Here is a 24,577-nt window from a genome sequence, read left to right on the forward strand (position 1 = left end):
TCTTTTTTATATACTATGTTTCTACCATTATTTTATCAAAAAATTTATTAGTACTTTTAACCTTCGTAAAAATATATTTTCAATCCATGTCTATAGCAGATTCATTACAAACAACTTTAGAAACTCTACCCTCTAATGTTCAATTAATAGCCGTTTCAAAAACTCATCCTGCAAAGGAAATTGAAGAAATGTATCAATGTGGACAGATCGATTTCGGTGAGAATAAAGTTCAAGAATTAGTTGAAAAATATAATCAATTGCCTAAAAATATTCGCTGGCATCAAATTGGGCATTTACAAAAGAATAAAGTAAAATATATTGCTCCTTTTGTTCACCTAATACATTCTGTGGATCGTTTGGAATTGCTTGATACTATTGAAAAAGAGGCGGTAAAAAACAATCGCCCGATTTCTGTTTTATTACAAATAAAAATAGCCCAAGAAGATTCTAAATATGGATTAACTTTCGATTCGGCTCTTGAAATACTTAAGCTCAAAAAGGATGGAATGTTTCCACATGTTACTATTCTTGGTCTTATGGGTATGGCTTCATTTACTGATAATACTTCTCAAATTGAAAAAGAATTTTCTTCCCTTCACGATTTTTATATAACCCATCAAAATGAATATGGTCTATCGATTTTATCCATGGGCATGTCGGATGATTATCTAATTGCCATAAAGTGCGGAAGTAATATGGTTAGAATTGGATCTAAATTATTTGGAAAGCGAAATTATACGGTGTAATTTTTTACGGGAATTGTTTGATAAGCTATTTCTTTTAACGTATTGTCTTGGGTAAAGAGAAAATCAATTCTGCCTAATAATAAACCGGCCCATCCCACTTGATTGAGCAATACTACTTTGCCTTCTTTGTTTAGAAATTTTTCCGGTTCTTTAAAAAAGGTATGTGTATGGCCTCCGAGTATTAAATCTATATTCGATGTTTGCTGACACAATTTCACATCGCAAATTTTATCGGGAAAATTAGGATATTTATATCCTATATGGGAAAGGCAAATTACTAGATCGCACTTTTTTTCTTTTTTTAACATTCTTGCTCGATCTTGTGCAATTTCTATAGGATCCAGATATTTAGTTTCTAAATAATTCTTTTTTTCTACCAATCCGGCTAATTCAACGCCTAACCCAAATAATCCTATTTTAATGCCTCCCTTTTTTATGATTTTATAATCTTTGGTTAATCCTTCCAACAGCGTATTGCTAAAATCATAGTTTGAACAAAGAAAATCAAATTTAGCATGTGGCAGTTGTTTTTTAAATCCCTCCAATCCATTATCAAATTCATGATTTCCCATAGTTGAAGCTTCATATCCCATGGTTGACATTAATTTAAACTCCAGTTCACCTCCGAAAAAATTGAAATAAGGAGTTCCTTGAAAAACATCACCCGAATCTAATAATAATACCTGTGATTCTTGTTTTCGTATAGCATCTATTAAAGTTGCTCTTCTGGCAAAACCTCCTTGATTGGGATTTTTGGTATAAGTCGCCGGAAAAGGGTCTATTCTACTATGTTGATCATTGGTATGTACTATGGTTATTTTTTTGTCTGAATGTAAAACACGGGAAGCAAATGATAGGGAGGGAAAACTTAAAGCTCCTCCTGCTAAAGCAGCAGTTTTGATAAAATCTCTTCTTTTCATTTGAATTTTTTTTAATCTTCAAAGACTAATCTTTGATCTTTAATGTCCGGCAATACTTTGTAATTTTTTACCTGTTCTAATAGAATATCTCGTAATTTTAAATGAGTGATTTCTTGGGCATCCGATTTCATGAAAAAATTCATTCTATCTCCGCCATTCATTAGATAATCTATGGTAACTACACAATATTTTTTTGTTGGATCAAAATCTTTACCTTCAATTTGTGCAGAAATTAATTTATCTTTCTTATATACTAATTTTATTCCTGCCAATGGATGTCCTTTTTTTTCAATTCTTAAATAATCAAACATTTCTTTCATTCGAGATCCATCCAATTGTAAAAGAACCATTTCATTTTCAAAGGGCGATACTTCAAATATGTTTTCAACAGTAACTACTCCTTTAGGGATTATAGTTCTGATTCCGCCGCTGTTTAACAAACAAAAATCGGGTTCAGGTTTTTTGTTTGTTTTAGCATATTTTTTAGCATATTCCAATACTAAGTCTGCTAATAGATTACCTTCGTTGCTGGAGTATCCTGTTTTGGTTAAGTCAACATTGGCATAACTAATGGGTTGATTCATTATTGAATCTAATTGTTTTTTATATGGATAAATGAAATTTATAATTTGTGAATCCGATTTAATTGAATCAGTAATTTTTTTATTAAGATGTATTTGGTGTACTTCTTTTACCTTATTTGTTTTACAATGTATCAATATTAGTAATATAAAACTTAATAAGAATATATGTCTTATTGCTTTCATAACCTTTTCATCGAACTAATTGAAAGTTAGATAAATTTTATTTAACCTGCAATGAATTCAGTGAAATTTTATTTCTGATTCCACTTCCAAGCTTTCTTTTTTTGCATCTTTTCAATCAAATTTTCCATGTTAAAAAAAGGATCTTAAATTTAATCTTTTGCATTTATTTCGTCAACTGCATACGCATTACTATAAACTTATCATCAGTGACAACTAATCTTAAGCATTAAACTACTATATACCAAGTATGTATAACCCATTAATTTAAGAATACCATGAGTTTAAATATTTTTTCTAGTACTGAATTTACTTAGAGCATGATCTGTTGTAAGGTATATCTTATTCATTTTTTCAATACAATCCACTCAAAGTTAATGAGTCACTCAAACTATCAAAATAAAAATTTTTAAATTTGTATTTTGTTATAAAAAAAATCTGAATGAAAATCCTTGTTACAGGAATTGCCGGATTTATCGGTTATCACTTAGTAATGTCTTTAATAAACAGAGACGATGAGATAATTGGTCTCGATATTATCAATGATTATTATGACGTCTCTATTAAATATGGAAGATTAAAAAATTGTGGATTTGATAAATCCGATATTGAATATAATAAACTGATTAAGAGTTCCAAATATTCCAATCTTTCATTCATCAAACTAGGTCTTGAAGATAAAAATAATTTAGAAAATTTATTTAAAGAAGAAAAATTCGATAAAGTAATTAATCTTGCTGCTCAAGCCGGGGTTAGATATTCTTTAGTCAATCCTCAAGCCTATATTGATTCAAATATAACCGGATTCCTTACTATATTAGAATGTTGCAGGAATTTTTCTATCAAGCATTTAACTTATGCCAGTAGTTCCAGCGTATATGGCCTGAATGAAAAACAGCCTTTTTCAACTAAAGATAATGTTGATCATCCGGTAAGTTTATATGCCTCCAGTAAAAAATGCAATGAACTGATGGCACATACCTATAGCCACTTATTTAAAATCCCAACCACCGGATTGCGTTTTTTTACCGTTTACGGTCCGTGGGGTAGACCCGATATGGCCTTATTTATCTTTACTAAATCCATTTTAGAAAATAAACCTATTGATGTCTATAATTATGGAAAAATGCAGCGTGATTTTACCTACATTTCAGATATTGTGCAAGGAATTATAAAGGTTAATGACAATCCGCCAATAGGCAACTCAAACTGGGACCCTGTTAATCCGGACCCTTCGTCTTCATCTGCTCCTTATAAAATCTATAATATAGGAAATAGTAAGCCTGTGGAACTTATGTCTTTTGTTAAAACTATAGAAGAAGAATTGGGTAAAAAAGCAATAATAAATTTACTGCCTATTCAGCCCGGAGATGTTCCTGCTACCTATGCTGATGTTACTGATTTAATTGAAAATTTTAATTATAAACCTCAAGTATCCGTAAAGGAGGGAATTAAAAATTTCATTGAATGGTATAGAAATTTTTATTCAATTTAAATTAAAAATCGACACAATGCTTTTTTCTCCTCAAAATATTAAAATAAGTATAATAGGTCTCGGATATGTCGGACTTCCTTTAGCTTTGGAATTTGCAAAAAAATATAAGGTAACAGGATTTGACATTTCAACCGAAAGAATAAAACAATTAATTGAATCTAAAGATATTACTCGAGAGGTATCTTCTGAACAAATTTCAAATGTTATAGTTAAATCCGCAAAAGATTTAGAAAACCAAAACGGATTTTATCCTACTTCGGATTTGGATGACATAAAAAATTCAACGATTTACATCGTGACCGTACCTACTCCTGTAGATTCATCCAACAGACCTGATTTAACTCCTTTACATTCTGCTAGTACCACTGTAGGGAAAGTAATTAAAAAAGGTGATGTTGTTATTTATGAATCTACGACTTATCCGGGATGCACGGAAGAAGAATGTGTACCTATTATTGAAAAAATTGCAGGGCTAACATACAATCGTGATTTTTTTGCAGGATATTCTCCTGAAAGAATCAATCCCGGTGATAAAATTAATACTCTCACAAATATTAAAAAAGTAACCTCCGGGTCTACTCCTCAGGTTGCAGAATTTGTAAATAATTTATATTCTTCCATTATAACCGCAGGTACTTATCAGACAAGTTGTATTAAAGTTGCCGAATCAGCAAAAGTAATTGAAAATTCACAACGGGATATTAATATTGCTTTTGTTAATGAATTAGCAAAAATTTTTAATTTATTAGGTGTCGATACGACGGAAGTTTTAGAGGCTGCCGGAACTAAATGGAATTTTTTACCGTTTAAACCCGGCCTGGTAGGTGGGCATTGCATTGGCGTTGACCCTTATTATTTGGCCCAAAAAGCCATGGAATTAGGATATCATTCCGAGATTATTCTCGCCGGAAGAAGATTAAATGATTCGATGCCTTATTATATCGCTTCCGAAGTAATTAAGTTAATGATTAAAAAGGATATTATTATAAACAATTCAGACATTTTAATTTTAGGCATTACATTTAAAGAAAATTGTCCGGATGTTAGAAATACTAAAGTGGTTAATATAGTTAAATGTTTGGATGAATATGATTTGAATATAACTATTTGCGATCCTTTAGCAAACCCTAAAGAGGTTAAGCATGAATATGGCTTAGATATATTTAATGAAATTCCGAATTCTATGAAATTCGACACAGTAATTCTTGCCGTACCACATCAAGAATTTAAAGAAATGAATATTAAGAAATATTGTAAAGATAATGCTGTAATTTACGATTGCAAATCTTTTCTAGACAAAAAAATTGTTGATGCTCGATTATAATTAATTTGTATGCCATATCCATTAGTTACCGTCTCTATTCCCGTTTACAATTGTGAAAAATATATTGGTCGCAGCATTAATTCTGTATTGAATCAAACCTATCCTAATATAGAAATACTATTGGTGGATGATAAAGGAAAAGATAATAGTTTAAATGTTATTAAAAAGATTCAGTCTCAACACCCTGAAAAAATAAGAATTATAGAACACGAAACCAATCAGGGTCTTTCCATAGTTAGAAACACAGGTATAGATCATGCAAGGGGTAAATATTTATTTTTTTTGGATGGTGATGATGAAATTGTTCCCGAGTGTATTGAGGAATTAGTAACATTGATTACTAAAACGCAGTCTACTGTTGCTGTGGGTGAAATATCCGCAATTAATACATTCAAAAAAACACAATATAAAATATTTCCTTTTAATCACTCCCTTACTTCCCTTAAAGGAAACGATAGTATCTTTGAATATTTTTGTAATGGATCTTGGTCAGTAAGTGCTTGTAATAAACTTATTGAAGTTGACTTTTTTAGAAAACATAAAATTTATTTTGTAAAAGATTTATTTTCTCAGGACGAGTTATGGTCTTTTCATACGGCATTGAAGCTAGACAGTATTTGTTTTTTACATAAATCAACCTATTTTTATTATCTTCACAATGAATCTATTATTTTTAATAAAACTAAAAGAAATTTTGAAAATCATCAAACTATAGTTGAATATTTTACAAGAGCTTTTAAAGAAGCTAATCCAATAAGGAAAAAATATATGCTTAAGCATATTATCTCATTTAAAGAAATTACTCTTACCATGCAATGGAAATGTATGAAAAAGGATATTACTTATTGGAAACAGAATTATAAAAGATTAAAAAAAGCTCCTTCATTATCAATTCTAGATTACTTTTCTTCTTTTTATTCATTAGACCAAAAAAAGAAAAATTTTTTTCAAAACTTACCGGTCAATATTGGATATAAATTATTTAAATGGAGATTTGAACGAAAATAATTTTTTTTAATGTTTTAGAAATAAAAGACATTTTATAATATATTTAAATTGATAGGTTAGATCCAATTTAGCACAATACGGATAAACTGATATATATTGGTATAAAATATTCCAGGATAATCTCTTTTGAGCAAGAAAATATCCTAGTACACTATTTTTATATGTGTTTTCTAAAAATTTTGAACTAAATGGACATTCTATACTTTCATTATATTCAATTAATTTTTTTGCCCAATCTATAAATAGCATCAGATCATCATAATTTCTTATCACTTGATGGATTAATAAAGCGTCTACAAATTTTTTATCATACAATTCTGAACTTTCATCAATTAATTTGCTTAAGACTTGATAATGTAAGTTTTTAGATATTTCCCACTGCTTTTCATTTTTTAAAATCTTATTATCTGATTTTATAAAGGATGCTTGGTTTCCTGTAATTCTATATACATAGAGGGCTTCAGGAATTGTTAAAAATTTGCCTCCCTTTTCAATCATCCTGATAAATAATTCATAATCTTCTGAAAATCTTAAATTTTCATTATAAAATAAATTATTTTCTTTTAAAAAAGTTGCCCTGAACATAACAGCTGCATGTGCAATGGGACAGCCTAGCAATTGTTGATCTTTTATATCTGAGTGATTAATTTTAAATTTTATCACATTGTTTTTTAATCCAATGCATTTCAAAAAAGTAGAACAAAGAGCTAAATCTTGATTTCTTTCCAGTACCCGAACCTGCTTTTCTATTTTATCTTGAATGTAGTAATCATCTCCATCTAATAAAGCTATATATTTTCCTTTTGCTTGTTTAATTCCAATATTTCGAGAATTTGCTGGACCTAAATTTTGTGACTTTTCATATAATCTAATTTTTTGATTTTTAGAATATTTACTCTTCACCATTTGTACTGTATTGTCTGTAGAACAATCATCAATAACAAGTATTTCCAAATTTGAATAGGTTTGATTTAATATACTATCTATTGCTTGCTCAATATATCTTTCAACATTGTAAGTAGGAATTATTATAGATACTAAAGGTTGGCACATGAGTAATTAAAATTAATTTATTTCGATGAATATTGAAACAAATATTCTAAATTCTTTGTTATAATTATTTAAAGGATTATAAAAAATTATTAGTATTTAATCATACAAAATTAGAAAAATTCAAGTTTCTTTTTTTATTATCTTAGTATAAATAATCGTTTTAGTAACTATCTCTTCTCAAAGTTCATTTAGTTCAAAATATGAATTGTATTTATTACATTTTTAATTTTTTTTAAGTTAAGTTTTATCTTCTTTAGCTAATAAATAAAAACTCTAAATTTAAATACAACTAATTATTATTAGCTTCTTATGCTTCATTTTATTTTATATTTATTAATTACTATTTTCATTGCTAATATTTTTATCCAAACTTTTAAATTATTGATTACAAGTATTTTAATTATTATAAGTATATACCTATAAACAATTTGTTTACGTTTTAAATATAAATTTATATTTATTTTTGCGATTAAAGTATAAATATTTTTATTAACTTTGTTTCATATACTAATGTAATTATTATATGTGCACATTAATAATTTACTGATTTATTTAACTAAAACTAACACAAATGAAATATTATGCTATATACATATCAATATCTTTTTACACCCATTAACAATTTAATAATGGGTATCCTCTTATGATTATAATATTATCATAATCAAATAAAAAAGTATTCAAATACATTTTAATAAAATTAATTATTATGAAAAAATTTATTTTTTTTATGCTTTCTATTTTCTTAATAGGAGCAGTTTGCCATGCACAAGTTTATAAAGAGTTAGATGTTAAATCACCCGGGACCTTATCCCAATTAGTTACTTCTGATAAAAGTAAAATAACTCACCTTAAATTAACAGGTTCTATAAGTAATGAAGACATTAAAACGATACGGGAAATGTCTGCTCTTAATAATTTGGATTTAACTAAAGTAAAATTATCAGACAACAATCTACCAAAAGGGGCTTTTTCTAATTTCAAAGGCCATATATCATTACCTGCAACTCTTAAAGTAATACCTTCCAACACTTTCATTTCATATTCAGGAAGTATTACTTTACCTTCTGCATTAGAAACTATTGAACATAAGGCTTTCTTAGCTGCCAAAATCGATAAACTAGATTTTTCTAATATTCCTAATTTACATACGATTGATTATTCTGCATTTGAAGGGCTAACTTTAACAACAACCAATAATACTTTAGATTTTTCTAAAAATTTAAAATTAAATTCTTTTTTGCCATATGGTAGTTCTGTTGCAGGTCCTTTTACTGGATTTGTAGGAAACGTAATTTTACCGACTAACCTTAAAAAAATATCAAATCTAATGTTTGCTCAATTTACCGGCAGCATTACTTTACCTGCAGCTCTAGAAACTATTGAGCACAAAGCTTTTATATACTCTAAAATTGATAAACTGGATTTTTCTAATTCACCTAATTTAAATACTATTAATTACTCTGCATTCGAAAGACTTACTTTAACTAAAACCAACAATACTTTAGATTTTTCTAAAAATTTAAAATTAAATTCTTTTCTGCCTTATGGTAACGCTGTCGCTGGTCCATTTACAGGGTTTGTTGGAAACGTAATTTTACCAACTAATCTTAAAGAAATTTCAAATCTTATGTTTTCTCAATTTACGGGTAGCGTTATTTTACCTTATGCCTTAGAAACTATTGAGCACAAGGCTTTTATGTACTCTAAAATTGATAAACTTGATTTTTCTAATTCTCCTAATTTAAGTACAATTAAAGACCGAGCTTTTGAAGCTTTAGAAATTACTTCCAATAATAATACCTTAGATTTCTCCAAAAATTTGAAATTAACTTCTTTCATATCCAATCCCGGCACAAATTCTGGAGCTTTTACTCCTTTTAATGGAAACGTTATTTTACCCCCTAACCTTAAAGAAATTCCTAATCTTATGTTTTCTCAATTTACCGGTAGCGTTACGTTACCTTCTTCCTTAGAAACTATTGAGCACAGGGCTTTCTTATTTGCTAAAATCGATAAACTAGATTTTTCCAATACTCCTAATTTAAATACAATTAAAAACAGAGCTTTTGAATCTTTACAAATTACTTCCAATAATAATACTTTAGATTTTTCAACTAATTTAAAGTTAACATCTTTCATTTCTAATCCCGGTACAAATTCCGGAGCTTTTACTCCTTTTAATGGAAACGTTATTTTACCCCCTAACCTTAAAGAAATTCCTAATCTTATGTTTTCTCAATTTACCGGTAGTGTTACGTTACCTGCAGCTTTGGAAACTATTGAGAACAGAGCTTTTTTATTTGCTAAAGTCGATAAACTGGATTTTTTCAGTACCCCTAATTTAAATACAATTAAAGATAATGCTTTTGAAGGCCTACAAATTACAACAGATAAAACATTAAACTTTGTTAAAAATCTTAAATTAAAGTCTTTTCCTTCTCATCATAATTCTGCTTCAGGAGCTTTCTCAAATTATTCCGGGCATGTCATATTACCAATAAATTTGACTAGAATTTATAGTTATATGTTTTCTAAGTTTAACGGAAGTGTATGCCTTCCTGTAGCTTTAAGAGTTATTGATAATAGAACTTTCTATTATGCTAATATAGATAGACTTGATTTTTGTAAATCAATTATATTAACAGAAATAAAGGAGAGAGCATTCGAAAAATTAAATCTAACTGAAAATAAAACTTTAGATTTTTCTAAAAATTGTCAATTAAATACATTTTCATCTAATCCAGGAACAAACTCTGGAAGTTTTACCCTTTTTACAGGAAACGTGATTTTACCTCAGCACCTAAAACAAATCTCCACTCTAACGTTTTCACAATTTACGGGTAGTGTAACTCTACCTCCAGCTTTGGAAACTATTGAAGATAAAGCATTTATTTATGCCAAAATGAAAGAAATTGTGATCCCTTCAACTGTTAATTATATTGGTAATTCAGCTTTTATGGGAAATACTACTTTTGAAAAAATAATTAGCAATAACCCAACTCCGCCAAGATTAGGAAAAGAAGTATTTAAATCTGTTAACACAACTAGTACAAGATTAATTGCCAATACATGTGCTTACGCAGAAGCTGATCAGTGGAAAGATTTTATTAAGAATGCAGATTTGGTTGCTTGTGGTAAAAAAGCAAACTTTGCTTTTAATAATTATTTAACTACAGAACCTCAGATTAATGTATATCCCAATCCAAACAATGGCTTATTTAGTATTAATTTAGGAAATATATCCGAAGGGTCTATTGAAATTTCTAATATAAACGGAGGTATTATTTATTCTAAAAAATTCAATGGAATAAACGAAATTTATGTGGACATACAAACTCAGCCTTCCGGTATTTATATTGTTAACGTTATTTCAAATCAAACAGTAATAACTAAAAAAATTATAAAAAATTAATTATTAGGACAAAAAAATCGGGTTAATAACCCGATTTTTTTTAGCTTTATACTATAGAAATGTAAAATTATTACAAAAAATTCATTCCTTCTTTTTCTGAAACTTTTTTATTTTTTAATATCTCTTTCTCTTTTATTTTTAATACAACTTTAAACTTATCAAATATTAGTCTGATTGATTTCTTATCAAAGAAAAGAAATGCTCTAAATAGGTCTGCTAAAAGTAATCTGTATTCAACAAACTTTCTATTTCCTTTTAACAATGGATTTGAAATATCTAATAAAACTTTTCTTTTATATTTTGTTAGTAATGCATCAAAATATACATGAGGAGATCTTTCTTCCCTATCATGATAAACTTTAACTGAAGGCACTACACCCACTTTCATTGAAAAATAACGTACTCTGTGAACGTAATTATCATCTTCAGCATAGTGATAAAAAGTTGGACTAAAACCTCCAATTTTTTCTATAGTTTTTTTGGGAAGCAGCCAACAGGCTGCCGGTACAAAATCGAAATTATAAATTAATTCATTATTTATTCTAGGTGTGCTTAATGCTGAATAAAGATATCTGCTTTTTAAAGGATTTATACAATTAAAGAACCCTTTATCAATCAAATTTCCTTCTCCATTCATATGCATTGGACTTAAAATTCCATAATCCGGATATTTTATACAATTATTAATCAAAATTTCAATTGTGCTTTCTTCAATCCATGCATCTTGATTTAATAAGAAATAGTAATCAGCTCCCTGTTCATATGCTCTTTTAATTCCCATATTATTAGCTTTCCCAAAACCTTCATTTGAATAATTTTCAATAAGTTCAACAGATGGATAATTTTTCTTAATGAATTCAACACTTCCATCTGTCGATACATTGTCAATGGCTATAATATTTATTTTTAAAGTGGATTTTAGTAATGAATCAAAACATTTTTGAATCCATTTTTTTTGCATTCCATTAAAAATAACAACTATAGCAAAAATATTTTTATTCATTTTAATTTTATTATGCATGAAAAATTTTTAATATAAAATTTTCAATAATTATGAAATAGGCATTTCTTAACTAGATTTTGTTAATTTAAAATTTCTAATAAAAGAGAATTTAACATATTTCATAATTTTGAAAATTACCTTCATATAACCTTTTACTCCCAACTTTTGTAAGTTTAAATATTTTATTTGTTTATTTAATGACCAAAAAAAAGGTGTTTTGTATTTATATAAATAACTTATAAATACATAATATTTATTTAATTCATATTTTTTATTATTTTTTTGTTCCTTAGGTATTGAATAATTTGACCGAATATTTATTAGTTCTGTAAACCATTCTTTAGACAAATTACCATATGAAAAATGTTTAATTAATATTTCTCCTGTAACAATATTAATATATTTTGAAGCAACTCTCAATGAAAAATCTATATCATAACCATGAAATCCTTTTATTTTATCATTAAATGGAAATTCTGAATATACATCCCTTCTGCAAGCCAAAAAAACCCCATCTAACGAATAAACATTTTTGCTATTTCCGTATTTATCATCTAATCTGTAAGTTAACACATTCTCATCGTTTGCATCTGATTGTATTAAATTAAAAAAACAAACTTCTTTTATTCCCCACCAAAAAGCCGGAACATTGGGCACATAAGTAGAACCTGCAACTCCAACAACTCCAATGTTTTTATCTGACAATAAGTTCAGTAACTTATTTCCCCAATTTTTGGTTATAAATATGGTATCTTCATGAATAAAAAGTAAATTTTCATATTTAGCCTGTTGAGCTCCTTGATTGTATGCACAACATATTCCCATTAATTTTGGATTCCAAATATTTATAATCTCATAGATAATATTATCTCCAATAGTTTCATTAACACTTTTACTAAATGATTGAAACCATTTATTATTATATGAGGAAACTATTATTGATATCATTCGTAATTTTCGTTTATCATATATGTATGAAATTTTTATTAATTATAAATAAAGGTTTATTAAATTTTTTTCAAATTGAATTGAAAAAATTATTTTACCATATTGGTATAACTTTATCTTTCTAATTTAATTTATATATATGTATTTAAGTCTTGGATTTGAATTTATTATTGAAGATATAACTAATTTTTAAATAAGTAATTCTTGATTTTATTTTATAGATAGTTAAGAAAAAAATTTTTACACTTGATAAACTTATGGAATTTATTTTATTAATGAATTATTTTCAAATTAATAACGAGCCATTTTAAATGAGACACTTTTGATATTTCATAAAAGCAATGAGCTTATAATAATATTTATATATACTCATTGTTTTATTATACAAATCTATTTTTTTTCTATGTGATAGATAATTCATTCCCCATATATTACTCATACAAGTTATCTGTTTGTTTATTTTATTATTTTTCAAAAACTTATATACATCATTATTATCTTTAATGAATGAATCATATATTAATTTATTAAGAAAATATTTAGCAATTGGGGAATTATTTTTATGTTTATTATATATTTTAATATCATCCACAGCCCATCTATCTCTAGATAACTTTTGTGTAATACTATTTTTATGAATTCTATATTTAGCTGAAATATATTCTGAATATTGTATTTTATATTTTTCAGCTATTCTTAACCACATATCAAGATCTTCATAATTTAAGTTTTCATCAAAATAGCCAATTTTAGATAAAATATCACTTTTAATCATTATGGACATAGCCGGTATAAAATTTCCTTTTAATAATTCTTCATATATATTTTCGGAATTTATATGAAATACATTTGATTTATATTTTTCAATAAATTTACCCTCTATAGGATTAGAGTCTTCATCTATAAGATAAACATCAGAAAAAACCATTCCTAGACGATCATCTGTATTCTCTAATAATTGAACTTGGATTTCGGTTTTTTTAGGCAACATGAGATCATCTGTTGCTATCGATGAAATATATTTCCCTTTGGCAACTTTATATCCGTCATTAATAGTTTTACAAATTCCCTTATTTTCAATATGCTTTATAAATTGAAATGGTTTATTATAAGTGAGCAACCACTGATCTATTTTTTTTACGCTATCATCTGTGGAACAATCATCAACAATTATTAATTCAATGTTCTTATACGTTTGCTGATCAATACTATCTAAAGTTTCTACTAGATGCTTGCTATTATTATAATTGATAGCTACTATACTAACTAATGGTAATTCTTTATCCACAACAAGCCTATAACTTAAAATTGATTTATTTGATCAACTACTTTTTTTATTTCATCTTGAGTTAAAACAGGTGAAATGGGAATGCTTAAAATTTCTTTACTTAATTTTTCTGTTATTGGTAATTGTAAATGATTAAAGTTTGAATAAGCTTCCTGTTTATGAGGTGGTATAGGATAATGAATTAAAGTTTGAATATTATTTTTTGATAAATATTCTTGTAATTCTTCTCTTTGTTTGCATTTAATTACAAATATATGCCAAACATGCCCATGGTTTTGAAGACAATTTTCAATTTTAGGTAATTCAATCTTAGGATTTTTAATATGGTTTAAATAATAATTAGCAACCTCTCTCCTTTTCTGATTTTCTTGATCATTATATCTCAATTTCAGGTTAAGAACTGTAGCTTGTATTTCATCTAACCTACTATTTAATCCTTGAAACTTATTCACATATTTTTTCTGTGATCCGTAATTAGCCAAAGTTCTTATGGTTTGCGCTAATTCTGTATCATTGGTACATACTGCTCCTGCATCTCCTAAAGCTCCTAAATTCTTCCCCGGATAAAAGCTAAAGCCTGAAGCATCTCCTAAGTTTCCGGTTTTAATACCTTCCCATTCTGCTCCAATCGCTTGAGCATTATCTTCAATAATTTTTAAATTATAATTTTGTGCCAATAATTTTAATTCATTGGAAAACACGGCTTGTCCATATAAATGGACAATCATAATTGCTTTAGTCTTAGGGGTTATCTTTTCTTCAATTTTTGATATATCTATGTTAAAGGTTCGTTCATCAGGTTCTACAAAAATTGGAATCAATCCATTTTCTGAAACAGCTAAAACCGAAGCTATGTATGTATTGGCAGGAACGATTACTTCATCCCCTTCATTTATTACTCCTAATTCTTTATAACCTTTAATTATTAATCGTAAAGAATCCAATCCATTGGCAACTCCTATTGCTTCATTTACTCCAATATATTTTGCCAAATTATTTTCAAATTCTTTAACTTTTTCTCCTAAAAGATACCATCCTGATCGATATACTTTTATGATTTCATCTTCGATTTCTTTTTGAAATTGAAGATTGATTTTTTTCAAGTCTAAAAATTTTATCATAATTTTTGAATCTTACCTTCTTTTGATATTATGCCTTGTTGAATTGCGGGATTGCCATACCAAACCGTATAGGGGGGAATATCTTTCGTTATCACACTTCCTGCTCCAATTAGGCTATATTCTCCAATACTATGTCCTGCAATTATAGTTGAATTTGCCCCTATAGATGCTCCTTTTTTTATAATTGTTTTTTTGAATTCACTAGGATATTGCTTTGAACGGGGTATTAAATCATTAGTAAAGGTAACATTGGGACCAATAAAAACATCATCTTCTATAGTGACTCCGTCCCAAATCTGAACACCGGATTTTATGGTTACATTATTTCCAATTGTAACATCGTTTTCTATAAAAACATTAAAGTTAATATTACAATTATTACCGATGATTGCATTTTTTAAAATAACACAAAACTGCCAAATGAAAGTATTATCTCCGATATAGTGAGTTTGTACATCCGATGTTGGATGAATTTTAATCATTTCGTTAATTTTTTAAATTCGTCATAATCTCTTATGTAATCTTGTTCAATATACAATTCAGAAGCTAGACATAGTAAGACTGCGTTATGTGAAAATTTTATATCTCTCCAAATTTTACTTGGTATATATAACCCTTTTTCGGGAGAATCTAAGATAAATGTTGTCGTATTGCCATATATATCTTCTATGTTAAACTCAATAGTCCCGGAAAGCGCAAATATCACCTGTTCAAGATTTTTGTGAGCATGCCCTCCTCTATGTACATCCTGAGGGGTAAAATAAGTCCAATATACCCTTTTAATATCAAATGGAATATTACGATTTTCTTCAGCAACCGTAATATATCCTAATACAGAAGACCCTATTTTTGGTAATTCAATAATCTGTGGTTTATTCATCCTAGCCATAAAATTTATATGAAAAATTAAGGTCCGGACGAATTACTCCCGGTAGTAAATTGTTATTTGAACCCAATGATTCATTTAATATTTCAAATTGAATTACCTCGTTTTGTATGTATAATGGGTATTTCTGATCTTCCCCAAATATTAAGTTAAATTTATAAACTCCGGCATTTAATAAATTGGGTTCTATATGGCCTTTTACTATATAAATTCCTTTTTTGGAATCTTTATTCACTGTCACTAACTCTCCTGTATGAAAAATAACGATCTCATCAGAATTTCTTAATTCAAAAGTAACATCTAAATTTATGCCTTGTTTATAATTAAAAAATACTAATTCAAATTCTAATCCTGAAGAAATTGTTAAATAATTACCTTTCACAGGTTGAGTAATAAACTTTAATATCTTTATATTTTCATTTCCCGGTGCGGAATCAATATCTCCACTATGTTCTAGCGATGATGGAACATTATTTAATTTTTGATAATATTCAACGGATTCCAAAGCCCCTCCCATATAAGATACTCCACCATGCTGCATAACCACCCCCTGGTTACATAGTGTTTTTATAGCTGCCATATTATGGCTCACAAATAGTACGGTCCTTCCATCATTAACACTTACATCTTTCATTTTTCCTAAGCATTTTTTTTGAAATTCAGCATCTCCAACAGCTAGTACTTCATCTACAACTAATATTTCCGGCTCTAGATGGGCTGCAACAGCAAATGCCAATCGTACATACATGCCGGAGGAATACCTTTTTACCGGAGTATCTATATATCTTTCAACACCGGAAAAATTTACGATTTCATCAAATTTGGATCGAATTTCTCTTTTAGTCATTCCTAAAATAGCCCCGTTTAAAAAAATATTTTCTCTTCCGGTTAATTCCGGATGGAAACCGGTTCCCACTTCCAATAAAGATGCTATTCTACCATTAATTTTAATACATCCTGATGTAGGAGATGTAGTTTTAGATAGTATTTTTAATAAGGTTGATTTTCCTGCTCCGTTTCTTCCTATAATGCCTAAGACTTCACCCTGCTTAACGTCGAAACTAACTTCTTTCAATGCCCACACAAAATCTGAAGAACCTTTTGTCGTTCTATCATTCGTTTCTCCTATTTTAGCGAAAGGATCACCCTTGCCTATTGTTTTCCACCACCATCGTTTAAAATCCTGCTGCAAAGTTCCGGTACCTACCTGACCTAATCTATATAGTTTTGAAATATTTTCTATTTTTATTGCTAGATTCATATTGGAAAATAATGAATATACTTTTTATAAATTTTTGGATAAATATAATAATTTATGCATCAATTAGACAGTATCCATAAAGCTTCTTTCCACTTTATTAAAAATTATAATACCAAAAAATATGCTAAAAAAAGCAAATAGAGTACTATATAATAAGCCTCCCCAACTCAAAACTCCTTCTCCTAGAAAGCCGTATTTAAAGGCTTCTATGATCGGTGAAATAGGGTTAATCATAGCTAACCAATGAAAATTTTCGGGAAGTTTGTTATAAATCATGGTTATAGGATAAATGATTGGAGTAGCATACATAAGTAATGACACTCCAAATGACAATAAATAGGATAAATCTCTATATTTAGTTGTCATGGAACTAATAATCATACCTAAACCTAGTCCTATACCTGCCATAAGAACAAGTAAAATAGGAAGTAAAATAGCATATATATTTGTTTGAAGATGAATTCCTTTAAATATATAATAAAACAAAAATATCAGAAATAAAATAAACTGAATTAAAAATTTCAATAAATTGCCGATAACTATTGACAAAGGCATGATTAAGCGAGGAAAATATACTTTTCCAAAAATACTTGCATTATCTCTAAATACTGATGAAGTTCCAGTTAAGCAATCTTGAAAATAATTCCAAAGAGTTAAACCCGATAAATAAAATAAAATACCCGGAATTCCATCTGTTTTTATACCGGCAATCCCCCCAAAAACAACCGTAAACATTAAAGAAGTTATAATTGGGTTTATAAAAAACCAAAGAGGGCCTAGAATGGTTTGCTTATAGTTAGCAACAAAATTTCTCCTTACCATAAGGACTAATAAGTCCCTATAATCCCAAATTTCTTTAAGCTTAAAATCTAATAAAGAATGTTTTGCACTAATATTTTCAGTCCATTTCTGAGTTTCTTCCATTTAATAATAAGCACTAACGTTTATAATAGGTAATATTTTTAAGATATTCTCCATACCCGCTTTTTCCATATTTATTAGCAATCTCATATAATTTTTCAATAGAAATAAATCCTCTCTTATAAGCAGTTTCTTCAATACATCCAATTTTTATACCTTGTCTTTTTTCAATTACACGTATATATTCCGTAGCATCATGAAGAGAATCAAAAGTTCCGGTATCCAGCCAAGCTGTACCTCTGTCCATTACTCCAACTTCCAACTCTTCGTTTTCTAAATATACTTTGTTTACATCTGTAATTTCATACTCTCCTCTAGCTGATGGCTTTAATTGTTTTGCTATTTCTACTACTTTATTATCGTAAAAATATAATCCCGGTACTGCATAGTTTGATTTTGGATTTAATGGCTTTTCTTCAATGGAAATAGCTTTCATATCTTCATTAAATTCAACTACCCCATATCTTTCCGGATCATTTACATGGTAAGCAAAAACTATAGCTCCTTTTGGATTGGTCTTGGATCTCAATAATTGGCTTAAGCCTGATCCATAAAAAATATTATCTCCTAATATTAATGCCACCGAATCATCTCCTATAAATTTTTCACCTATAACAAAAGCTTGAGCTAACCCATTTGGCGTATGTTGGATTTCATAAGTTAGGTTACATCCGAAATCTGAACCGTCTCCTAACAATTTTTTGAATGCCTCTTGATCATGAGGTGTGGTAATAATTAATATATCTTTAATTTCTGCATCCATTAAAACCGATAATGGATAATAGATCATAGGTTTATCATAAACAGGCATAAGTTGTTTACTTACTGCAATGGTAAGTGGGTATAATCGTGTTCCGGATCCTCCAGCTAATATAATTCCTTTCATATAATTATTTTATTATAAATGTATTAAACATAACATTATAATCCGACCTATCGGTATTATTTTTATCTTCAACTATTTGTAAAGTAATTGTTTTATCTTCATAGTGCATAACCCCTACTTCACCGTATACTTTGTCTCTGGTATCATCGGCTTCGTAATAGGTAGTTATCCAATTGAACTTACCAAGATGGGTTGATTTATTTTTGCTTGTAACTTTAAAATTTACTTTTTGATAAAAAAATTGAAGTTGATTGATTTGATCACTTACTATAGAGTCGGCAGATAATTTTTTATTAAAAATGCTAATCGCTATGGTACTTTCTACTTTGTAATTTGTGTATTTGTCTAATTCCAGATATCTAACACCTTCTTTGAAATAATCGTTTTTAACTTTCCAATGTAAAGGTAAATTAATAGATAATCCTTCTTTTTGATAGGTATTAGTTGTTTGTTTTTTACTTTCCTTACTTTGTGTACAAGAACTTATTATAAGTAACAACGAAAAAATAAATACACTTATTTTACTCATGATAGGTATTACGTTAAATCATACTGTTCATCATAATATTTTCGGTATGAGCCGCTGGTTACGTGGCTTAACCAATCTTGATTATCCATATACCAATCAATAGTTTTAGTTAATCCTTCCTCAAAATTTACGGAAGGTTTCCATCCTAGCTCTTTGTTTATTTTAGTAGCATCAATTGCATAGCGTAAATCATGTCCGGGACGATCTTTAACAAAAGTTATTAATTTGGCACTTTCTCCTTCTTTTCTTCCTAATTTCTTATCCATCAATTTGCATAATAAGTGAACTAAATCAATGTTTTTCCATTCATTAAATCCTCCTATATTATAATTTTCTTTGTTTTTTCCCTTATGAAAAACCAGATCAATAGCTACGGCATGGTCAATTACATACAACCAGTCACGGGTATAATTTCCATCACCATATACAGGTAAAGGGTTATTATTTAAGATATTATGAATTAACAACGGGATAAACTTTTCAGGAAAATGATTGGGACCATAGTTATTAGAACAATTGGTAATTACCACCGGTAAATCATAGGTATCTGTATATGCTCTTACAAAATGATCTGATGAGGCTTTTGAAGCCGAATAAGGGGAATGAGGATTGTATTTTGTTTCTTCAGTAAAAAAACCGGTTTCACCTAATGTACCATACACTTCATCGGTGGATACATGATGAAATCTTTTACCCTCATAATTATTATTCCATACTTTTTTTGCAGCATCTAAAAGAATAACCGTTCCTATAACATTAGATTTTACAAATTCTAAAGGTGTGGTTATGGATCTGTCTACATGAGATTCAGCAGCTAAGTGTATTACTCCATCCGGTTGAAATTCAGAAAATATTTCTTTTATTTGTTCTTCGTTAGTTATATCGGCTTTTAAAAATTGGTAATTAGGCTTATTTTCAATATCTTTTAAATTTTCTAAATTACCGGCATAAGTTAATGCATCTAAATTTAAAATTTTATATTCCGGATACTGATTTACAAACCTTCTGACTACATGAGATCCGATAAATCCGGCACCTCCTGTAATTATTAATTTTTTCATTTATTTAAAAATTATCTATCCATTTATTAATTTCCTACCAATACTTTTATAATAAAAGCCATGAATTTGTAATTCATCTAGATTATAAAGGTTTCTTCCATCAAAAATAGCTTTTTTATTCATCTTTTTTTCTAAAATATCAAAATGAGGATTTCTAAATTCACCCCATTCTGTTACAATAATTAATGCATCTGCACCTTCTACACAATCATACATATTGTTGGCATATTCTATTTTATTGCCTAATATTTTTTTTACATTATTGACGGCAATCGAATCGTATGCTTTAACTTTTGCTCCTTTCTCCAGAAGCATATCAATTATTTCAAGTGAGGAAGCTTCCCGAATATCATCCGTATTTTCTTTGAAAGCTAACCCCCAAATTGCTATTTGTTTATTTTTTAAATCTCCTAAATATTTTTCGACTTCGGGTACTAATATGGTTTTTTGTTTTTGGTTTACCTCTTCTACAGATTCCAAAATTTCAAAAGTATATCCAACTTCTTTTCCGCTTTTAATTAAAGCTTTTACATCTTTGGGAAAACAACTTCCTCCATATCCTACACCCGGAAATAAAAATCGATTCCCGATTCTTTCATCCGACCCCATACCTAATCTTACTTTATCAACATCTGCTCCTACTTTTTCGCAGTAATTAGCTACTTCATTCATAAAAGTGATTTTGGTGGCTAAGAAAGAATTGGAAGCATATTTTGTTAACTCAGAAGATTTTTCATCCATCTTTATCATTTTAGCACCGGCATTAGTTAAAGACAAATAAATTTTATCCATTATTTCAAATGCTTTCTGTGAACCGGCTCCCACAATTACTCTTTCAGGGTTCATAAAATCTTCCACAGCATATCCTTCTCGTAAAAATTCCGGATTTGAAACAACATCGAAAGGTACTTGAGTTTTTGATTTTATCAAGTTTTTGACTTTTTCTGCTGTACCTACCGGAACCGTACTTTTATTTACAATTAAGGTATATTCAGTCATTAGATCTCCTATTTGACCGGCAACTTCCAGTACGTAAGACAGATCCGCTGAGCCATCTTCTCCCGGAGGAGTTGGCAAGGCTAAAAATATTACATTTGAAACTCGCATTGCTTCACTCAAATCTGTGGTGAAAAACAAACGACCTCCTTTAATATTTCTCAGAAATACTTCTTCTAATTGTGGCTCATAAATGGGTACTTGCCCATTTTTCATCAAGGTAACTTTTTCTTCATTTATATCAACACAATGTACACTATGTCCCAAATCTGCAAGGCAGGTTCCTGAAACCAGTCCTACATATCCTGTACCAACAATTGTAATATTCATATATTTAAATATTTTACAAAAATATAATTTATATTTTATTAATTATTTTATCTATTAGTAATACTATAGGTTTTCAATAGGATTAAAATAATTTATAAGATATACCCCAGAAAAGAGATATATTTGCCGATCCCTTATCTTTTCCATACCCGGGAATAACTAAATTGTCTACATTTTTCTGTTTGCTGGAAAACAATAGAAATTTCGGACGAACCATGAAATCAATATAAAACGATGAGTTTCCAATTTGAACTTTAGCTCCTGCAACTGCTTCTAACCAGCCGGAACTTACATTTGCTTCCGGTAAAGAACCTTCTCCAATTATTTGTATTTGTCCTTCGGGATTCATTCCCTTAAGAGGATATTTTTTTACATTTTGCTTGAAGGGGGAATAACCAAATCTTCCTCCTATATAAAACCCTTCGCCTGATTTTTCATAGTTGTTAGTTAAAATATAATTTATTCCTATTTCTCCAAAAACTCCTTTTGCATCAATATTCCAGTTATTTTTATTATAAATATTTTTTTCATACCCTACTTCGGCAACAGCCAACCACCTATTTTTAATTTTATAAGCGATAAAACTACTATAATTTTTTTTATCTGCAAAAAAACCAGCAACCGGATTTAATAAATCCACTCCTATAAATAGTTGATGCTTTGGATTTTTTACCGGAATAGAATCGTTGCTTTTTGTTTGGGAATGAGCATATATACCCAGAAATACACTAATAAGCAATACGTAAATTCGTAGAGGATTCATTATAAATTTGATTAGTTTGACCTGTTATGGATTTAATAGTTGTAAGCGCAGTTGCATCATAAGTTACCTCATTAAATATTACCTTGAATCCACATGCCTTTGAAACAAACTGTTGATCAGTCAGGTATTTTATTGTAATAATATTTTTACTTGAATCCGGAGTATGCAGTGTATCGTATAAATAAAAAACAGTTTCGTCGGATAAATAATTTAAAGGTAATTGAATACTGTCTTTTCCAAGAAAGACACCTTCCGAATGTACAGAACCATCCGGCATTTTCCTGTCAACATATAATCGAGTTTTCTTATATTTACTACCTAAACTATCCAATTCTATAGTCAATCTCGGTGTAGTAACTTTGTCGCAAACATCATCATCTACACAGGAAAAAACAAGTAAACCTATAAAGAATAGGACGAATAGTATATTTATTTTTTTTTGAAACATTTTTATTTTAGTTTAAGAAGCGCAACGCTTTCTACATGATAAGTCTGTGGAAACATATCTACAGCTTGAACTTTTACAACCTCATATTTTTCTTTCATCAACTCCAGATCCCTAGCTTGTGTTGCTGAATTACAACTTACATAAACTATTTTTTGGGGGGCTATGCGTAATATAGTTTCTACTACATTTTTATGCATTCCTTCTCTCGGCGGATCGGTAACAATAATATCCGGATGACCGTTTTCATGAATAAATTCTTCCGTGAATATATCTTTCATATCTCCACAATAAAAACGACAATTTTTAATATTATTATATTCAGCATTTTCTTTCGCAGCATTTATTGCCTCGGGTACCGCTTCTACTCCGACCACCGTTTTTGCTTTACGAGAAATAAATTGCGCTATGGTTCCTGTTCCTGTATAAAGATCATACACTACTTCATCGCCTTTTAAATCTGCAAAATCTCTTGCTATTTCGTATAATTTTACGGCTTGTTTATAATTAGTTTGAAAAAATGATTTGGGTCCAATTTTAAATTTTAGTCCTTCTATCTCTTCCGTTAAAAAACCATTTCCATGGAATATTTTAACATCCAAATCATATAAGCTGTCATTTCCTTTAGAATTTATTGCATAAAGAATCGTTTTTACTTCAGGAAATTCTTCGCGAATATAGTTCAATATTTTGCTAATGTTTTGCTCATCCTCTCTAAAAAACTGTAGCAAAACCATTAGATCATTTTTAGAATTAGAACGAATCATTAATGTTCTAAGAAATCCACTTTGTTCTTTAAAATCATAAAATTCCATCTTATGCTTTAAAGCAAACTCTTTAATAGAATTTCTGATTTTATTTGAAGGTTCTTGTTGTAAAAAACATTCTTTAATGTTTAATACTTTATTCCATTGTTGAGGTATGTGAAAACCCAACGCATTTTTATCTTCAATATCTTTATCGGATTGTATTTCCTCAGATGTCAACCATCGAGCATTAGAAAAGGAAAATTCCATTTTATTTCTGTAGAAATACTTATCCGTTGAAGGGACAATGGTTAATTCTTGAAAATTATCAATTTTTCCAATTCTTTTTATATTATTGTAAACCTCTTTCTCTTTATATTCTAATTGTTTTTCATAAGAAAGATTTTGCCATTTACAACCTCCGCATATTCCAAAATGCATACATTCGGGATCCACTCGATCAGAAGAATATTTAATAAAATCTAAAACTTTAGCTTCGTAATAATTTTTTTTAGACTTAATTACCTGGGCATTAACTACATCCCCCGGTACGGCATATCCTACTAATACTGTTTTTCCTTCTTCAGTTTTTCCTATCGCAACCCCTTTAGCTCCGGCAGTAGTAAGCTCTAAATTGGGGATTTGAATATTTTTTTTTCTTCTCAAAT

23 protein-coding genes are annotated in these 24,577 nt (G+C 28.9%); 5 read left to right on the forward strand and 18 right to left on the reverse strand.

All coding sequences use genetic code 11. The features are described 5' to 3' along the window. Positions 1-86: 86 nt before the first annotated feature. Positions 87-746 carry a YggS family pyridoxal phosphate-dependent enzyme gene (locus G8C43_RS06430; RefSeq protein WP_166004890.1) on the forward strand — a complete coding sequence of 220 codons (660 nt, stop codon included), beginning with the start codon at positions 87-89 and terminating at the stop codon, positions 744-746. On the opposite strand, the gene G8C43_RS06435 is transcribed toward G8C43_RS06430, so the two are convergent. Both G8C43_RS06435 and G8C43_RS06440 read right to left on the reverse strand, forming a co-directional pair. Beyond that, positions 734-1,666, reverse strand: a complete 933-nt coding sequence (locus G8C43_RS06435) for a metallophosphoesterase (RefSeq protein ID WP_166004891.1) — start codon at positions 1,664-1,666, stop codon at positions 734-736. The genes G8C43_RS06430 and G8C43_RS06435 overlap by 13 nt on opposite strands. Positions 1,667-1,677: 11 nt before the next feature. Beyond that, on the reverse strand, positions 1,678-2,433 hold the full coding sequence (locus G8C43_RS06440; protein WP_166004892.1) for a 5'-nucleotidase C-terminal domain-containing protein: 756 nt from the start codon (positions 2,431-2,433) through the stop codon (positions 1,678-1,680). Between the two features lie 439 nt (positions 2,434-2,872). Here G8C43_RS06440 and G8C43_RS06445 point away from each other — a divergent pair, with 439 nt between their 5' ends. Genes G8C43_RS06445 through G8C43_RS06455 form a run of 3 tightly spaced genes read left to right on the forward strand, consistent with a single transcriptional unit; the run spans position 2,873 to position 6,257 of the window. Beyond that, entirely contained in the window at positions 2,873-3,925 is a 1,053-nt protein-coding gene (locus tag G8C43_RS06445; protein ID WP_160542872.1) for an NAD-dependent epimerase, read from the forward strand. Between the two features lie 16 nt (positions 3,926-3,941). Beyond that, positions 3,942-5,249, forward strand: a complete 1,308-nt coding sequence (locus tag G8C43_RS06450; protein WP_166004893.1) for a nucleotide sugar dehydrogenase — start codon at positions 3,942-3,944, stop codon at positions 5,247-5,249. Positions 5,250-5,258: 9 nt separating this feature from the next. Further along, entirely contained in the window at positions 5,259-6,257 is a 999-nt protein-coding gene (locus G8C43_RS06455; RefSeq protein WP_166004898.1) for a glycosyltransferase family 2 protein, read from the forward strand. 6 nt (positions 6,258-6,263) lie between these two features. Here the strand turns inward: G8C43_RS06455 and G8C43_RS06460 are convergent, their stop codons facing one another. After that, the gene (locus G8C43_RS06460) at positions 6,264-7,310 is read right to left on the reverse strand and encodes a glycosyltransferase family 2 protein (protein ID WP_166004902.1); all 1,047 of its coding nucleotides are present in this window, start codon (positions 7,308-7,310) and stop codon (positions 6,264-6,266) included. A gap of 709 nt (positions 7,311-8,019) precedes the next feature. Between G8C43_RS06460 and G8C43_RS06465 the strand changes: the two genes are divergently transcribed. Continuing rightward, positions 8,020-10,725, forward strand: coding sequence for a leucine-rich repeat protein (locus G8C43_RS06465; protein ID WP_166004904.1), 2,706 nt, complete (start codon positions 8,020-8,022; stop codon positions 10,723-10,725). Between the two features lie 70 nt (positions 10,726-10,795). Here the strand turns inward: G8C43_RS06465 and G8C43_RS06470 are convergent, their stop codons facing one another. The 15 genes from G8C43_RS06470 to rlmD form a co-directional block, all read right to left on the reverse strand. Continuing rightward, positions 10,796-11,728: a glycosyltransferase family 2 protein gene (locus G8C43_RS06470; RefSeq protein WP_166004908.1), complete on the reverse strand. Its 933-nt coding sequence runs from the start codon at positions 11,726-11,728 to the stop codon at positions 10,796-10,798. 66 nt (positions 11,729-11,794) lie between these two features. Then, a complete protein-coding gene (locus G8C43_RS06475) occupies positions 11,795-12,676 on the reverse strand; it encodes a glycosyltransferase (RefSeq protein WP_166004910.1) in 882 nt (293 codons plus the stop codon). 307 nt (positions 12,677-12,983) lie between these two features. Then, a complete protein-coding gene (locus G8C43_RS06480; protein ID WP_166004912.1) occupies positions 12,984-13,964 on the reverse strand; it encodes a glycosyltransferase in 981 nt (326 codons plus the stop codon). A 14-nt stretch (positions 13,965-13,978) separates the two neighbouring features. Further along, a complete protein-coding gene (locus G8C43_RS06485; RefSeq protein ID WP_166004915.1) occupies positions 13,979-15,085 on the reverse strand; it encodes a DegT/DnrJ/EryC1/StrS family aminotransferase in 1,107 nt (368 codons plus the stop codon). Beyond that, entirely contained in the window at positions 15,082-15,567 is a 486-nt protein-coding gene (locus tag G8C43_RS06490; protein WP_166004918.1) for an acyltransferase, read from the reverse strand. Before G8C43_RS06490 ends, G8C43_RS06485 begins: the two co-directional genes overlap by 4 nt. Next, entirely contained in the window at positions 15,564-15,965 is a 402-nt protein-coding gene (locus G8C43_RS06495; protein ID WP_255490338.1) for a sugar 3,4-ketoisomerase, read from the reverse strand. The genes G8C43_RS06490 and G8C43_RS06495 overlap by 4 nt, the downstream gene beginning before the upstream one ends. Before the next feature lies 1 nt (position 15,966). Continuing rightward, the gene (locus G8C43_RS06500; protein ID WP_166004922.1) at positions 15,967-17,232 is read right to left on the reverse strand and encodes a polysaccharide ABC transporter ATP-binding protein; all 1,266 of its coding nucleotides are present in this window, start codon (positions 17,230-17,232) and stop codon (positions 15,967-15,969) included. A 63-nt stretch (positions 17,233-17,295) separates the two neighbouring features. Then, the gene (locus G8C43_RS06505; RefSeq protein WP_166004924.1) at positions 17,296-18,156 is read right to left on the reverse strand and encodes an ABC transporter permease; all 861 of its coding nucleotides are present in this window, start codon (positions 18,154-18,156) and stop codon (positions 17,296-17,298) included. Positions 18,157-18,169: 13 nt separating this feature from the next. Beyond that, positions 18,170-19,039 carry a glucose-1-phosphate thymidylyltransferase RfbA gene (gene rfbA, locus G8C43_RS06510; protein WP_166004926.1) on the reverse strand — a complete coding sequence of 290 codons (870 nt, stop codon included), beginning with the start codon at positions 19,037-19,039 and terminating at the stop codon, positions 18,170-18,172. A gap of 4 nt (positions 19,040-19,043) precedes the next feature. Then, the gene (locus tag G8C43_RS06515) at positions 19,044-19,568 is read right to left on the reverse strand and encodes a hypothetical protein (protein WP_166004928.1); all 525 of its coding nucleotides are present in this window, start codon (positions 19,566-19,568) and stop codon (positions 19,044-19,046) included. Between the two features lie 8 nt (positions 19,569-19,576). After that, positions 19,577-20,629, reverse strand: coding sequence for a dTDP-glucose 4,6-dehydratase (gene rfbB, locus G8C43_RS06520; protein ID WP_160542888.1), 1,053 nt, complete (start codon positions 20,627-20,629; stop codon positions 19,577-19,579). A 15-nt stretch (positions 20,630-20,644) separates the two neighbouring features. After that, entirely contained in the window at positions 20,645-21,955 is a 1,311-nt protein-coding gene (locus tag G8C43_RS06525; RefSeq protein ID WP_160542889.1) for a UDP-glucose dehydrogenase family protein, read from the reverse strand. 82 nt (positions 21,956-22,037) lie between these two features. After that, complete coding sequence (locus G8C43_RS06530) at positions 22,038-22,718, reverse strand: DUF6048 family protein (protein ID WP_166004930.1); 681 nt, start codon at positions 22,716-22,718, stop codon at positions 22,038-22,040. Then, a complete protein-coding gene (locus G8C43_RS06535; protein ID WP_166004932.1) occupies positions 22,684-23,166 on the reverse strand; it encodes a DUF6452 family protein in 483 nt (160 codons plus the stop codon). The genes G8C43_RS06530 and G8C43_RS06535 overlap by 35 nt, the downstream gene beginning before the upstream one ends. Positions 23,167-23,168: 2 nt before the next feature. Beyond that, entirely contained in the window at positions 23,169-24,575 is a 1,407-nt protein-coding gene (rlmD, locus tag G8C43_RS06540) for a 23S rRNA (uracil(1939)-C(5))-methyltransferase RlmD (protein ID WP_166004934.1), read from the reverse strand. Between the last annotated feature and the right edge of the window lie 2 nt (positions 24,576-24,577).

It is taken from the genome of Apibacter sp. B2966 (genome assembly GCF_011082485.1).
Taxonomy (GTDB): domain Bacteria; phylum Bacteroidota; class Bacteroidia; order Flavobacteriales; family Weeksellaceae; genus Apibacter.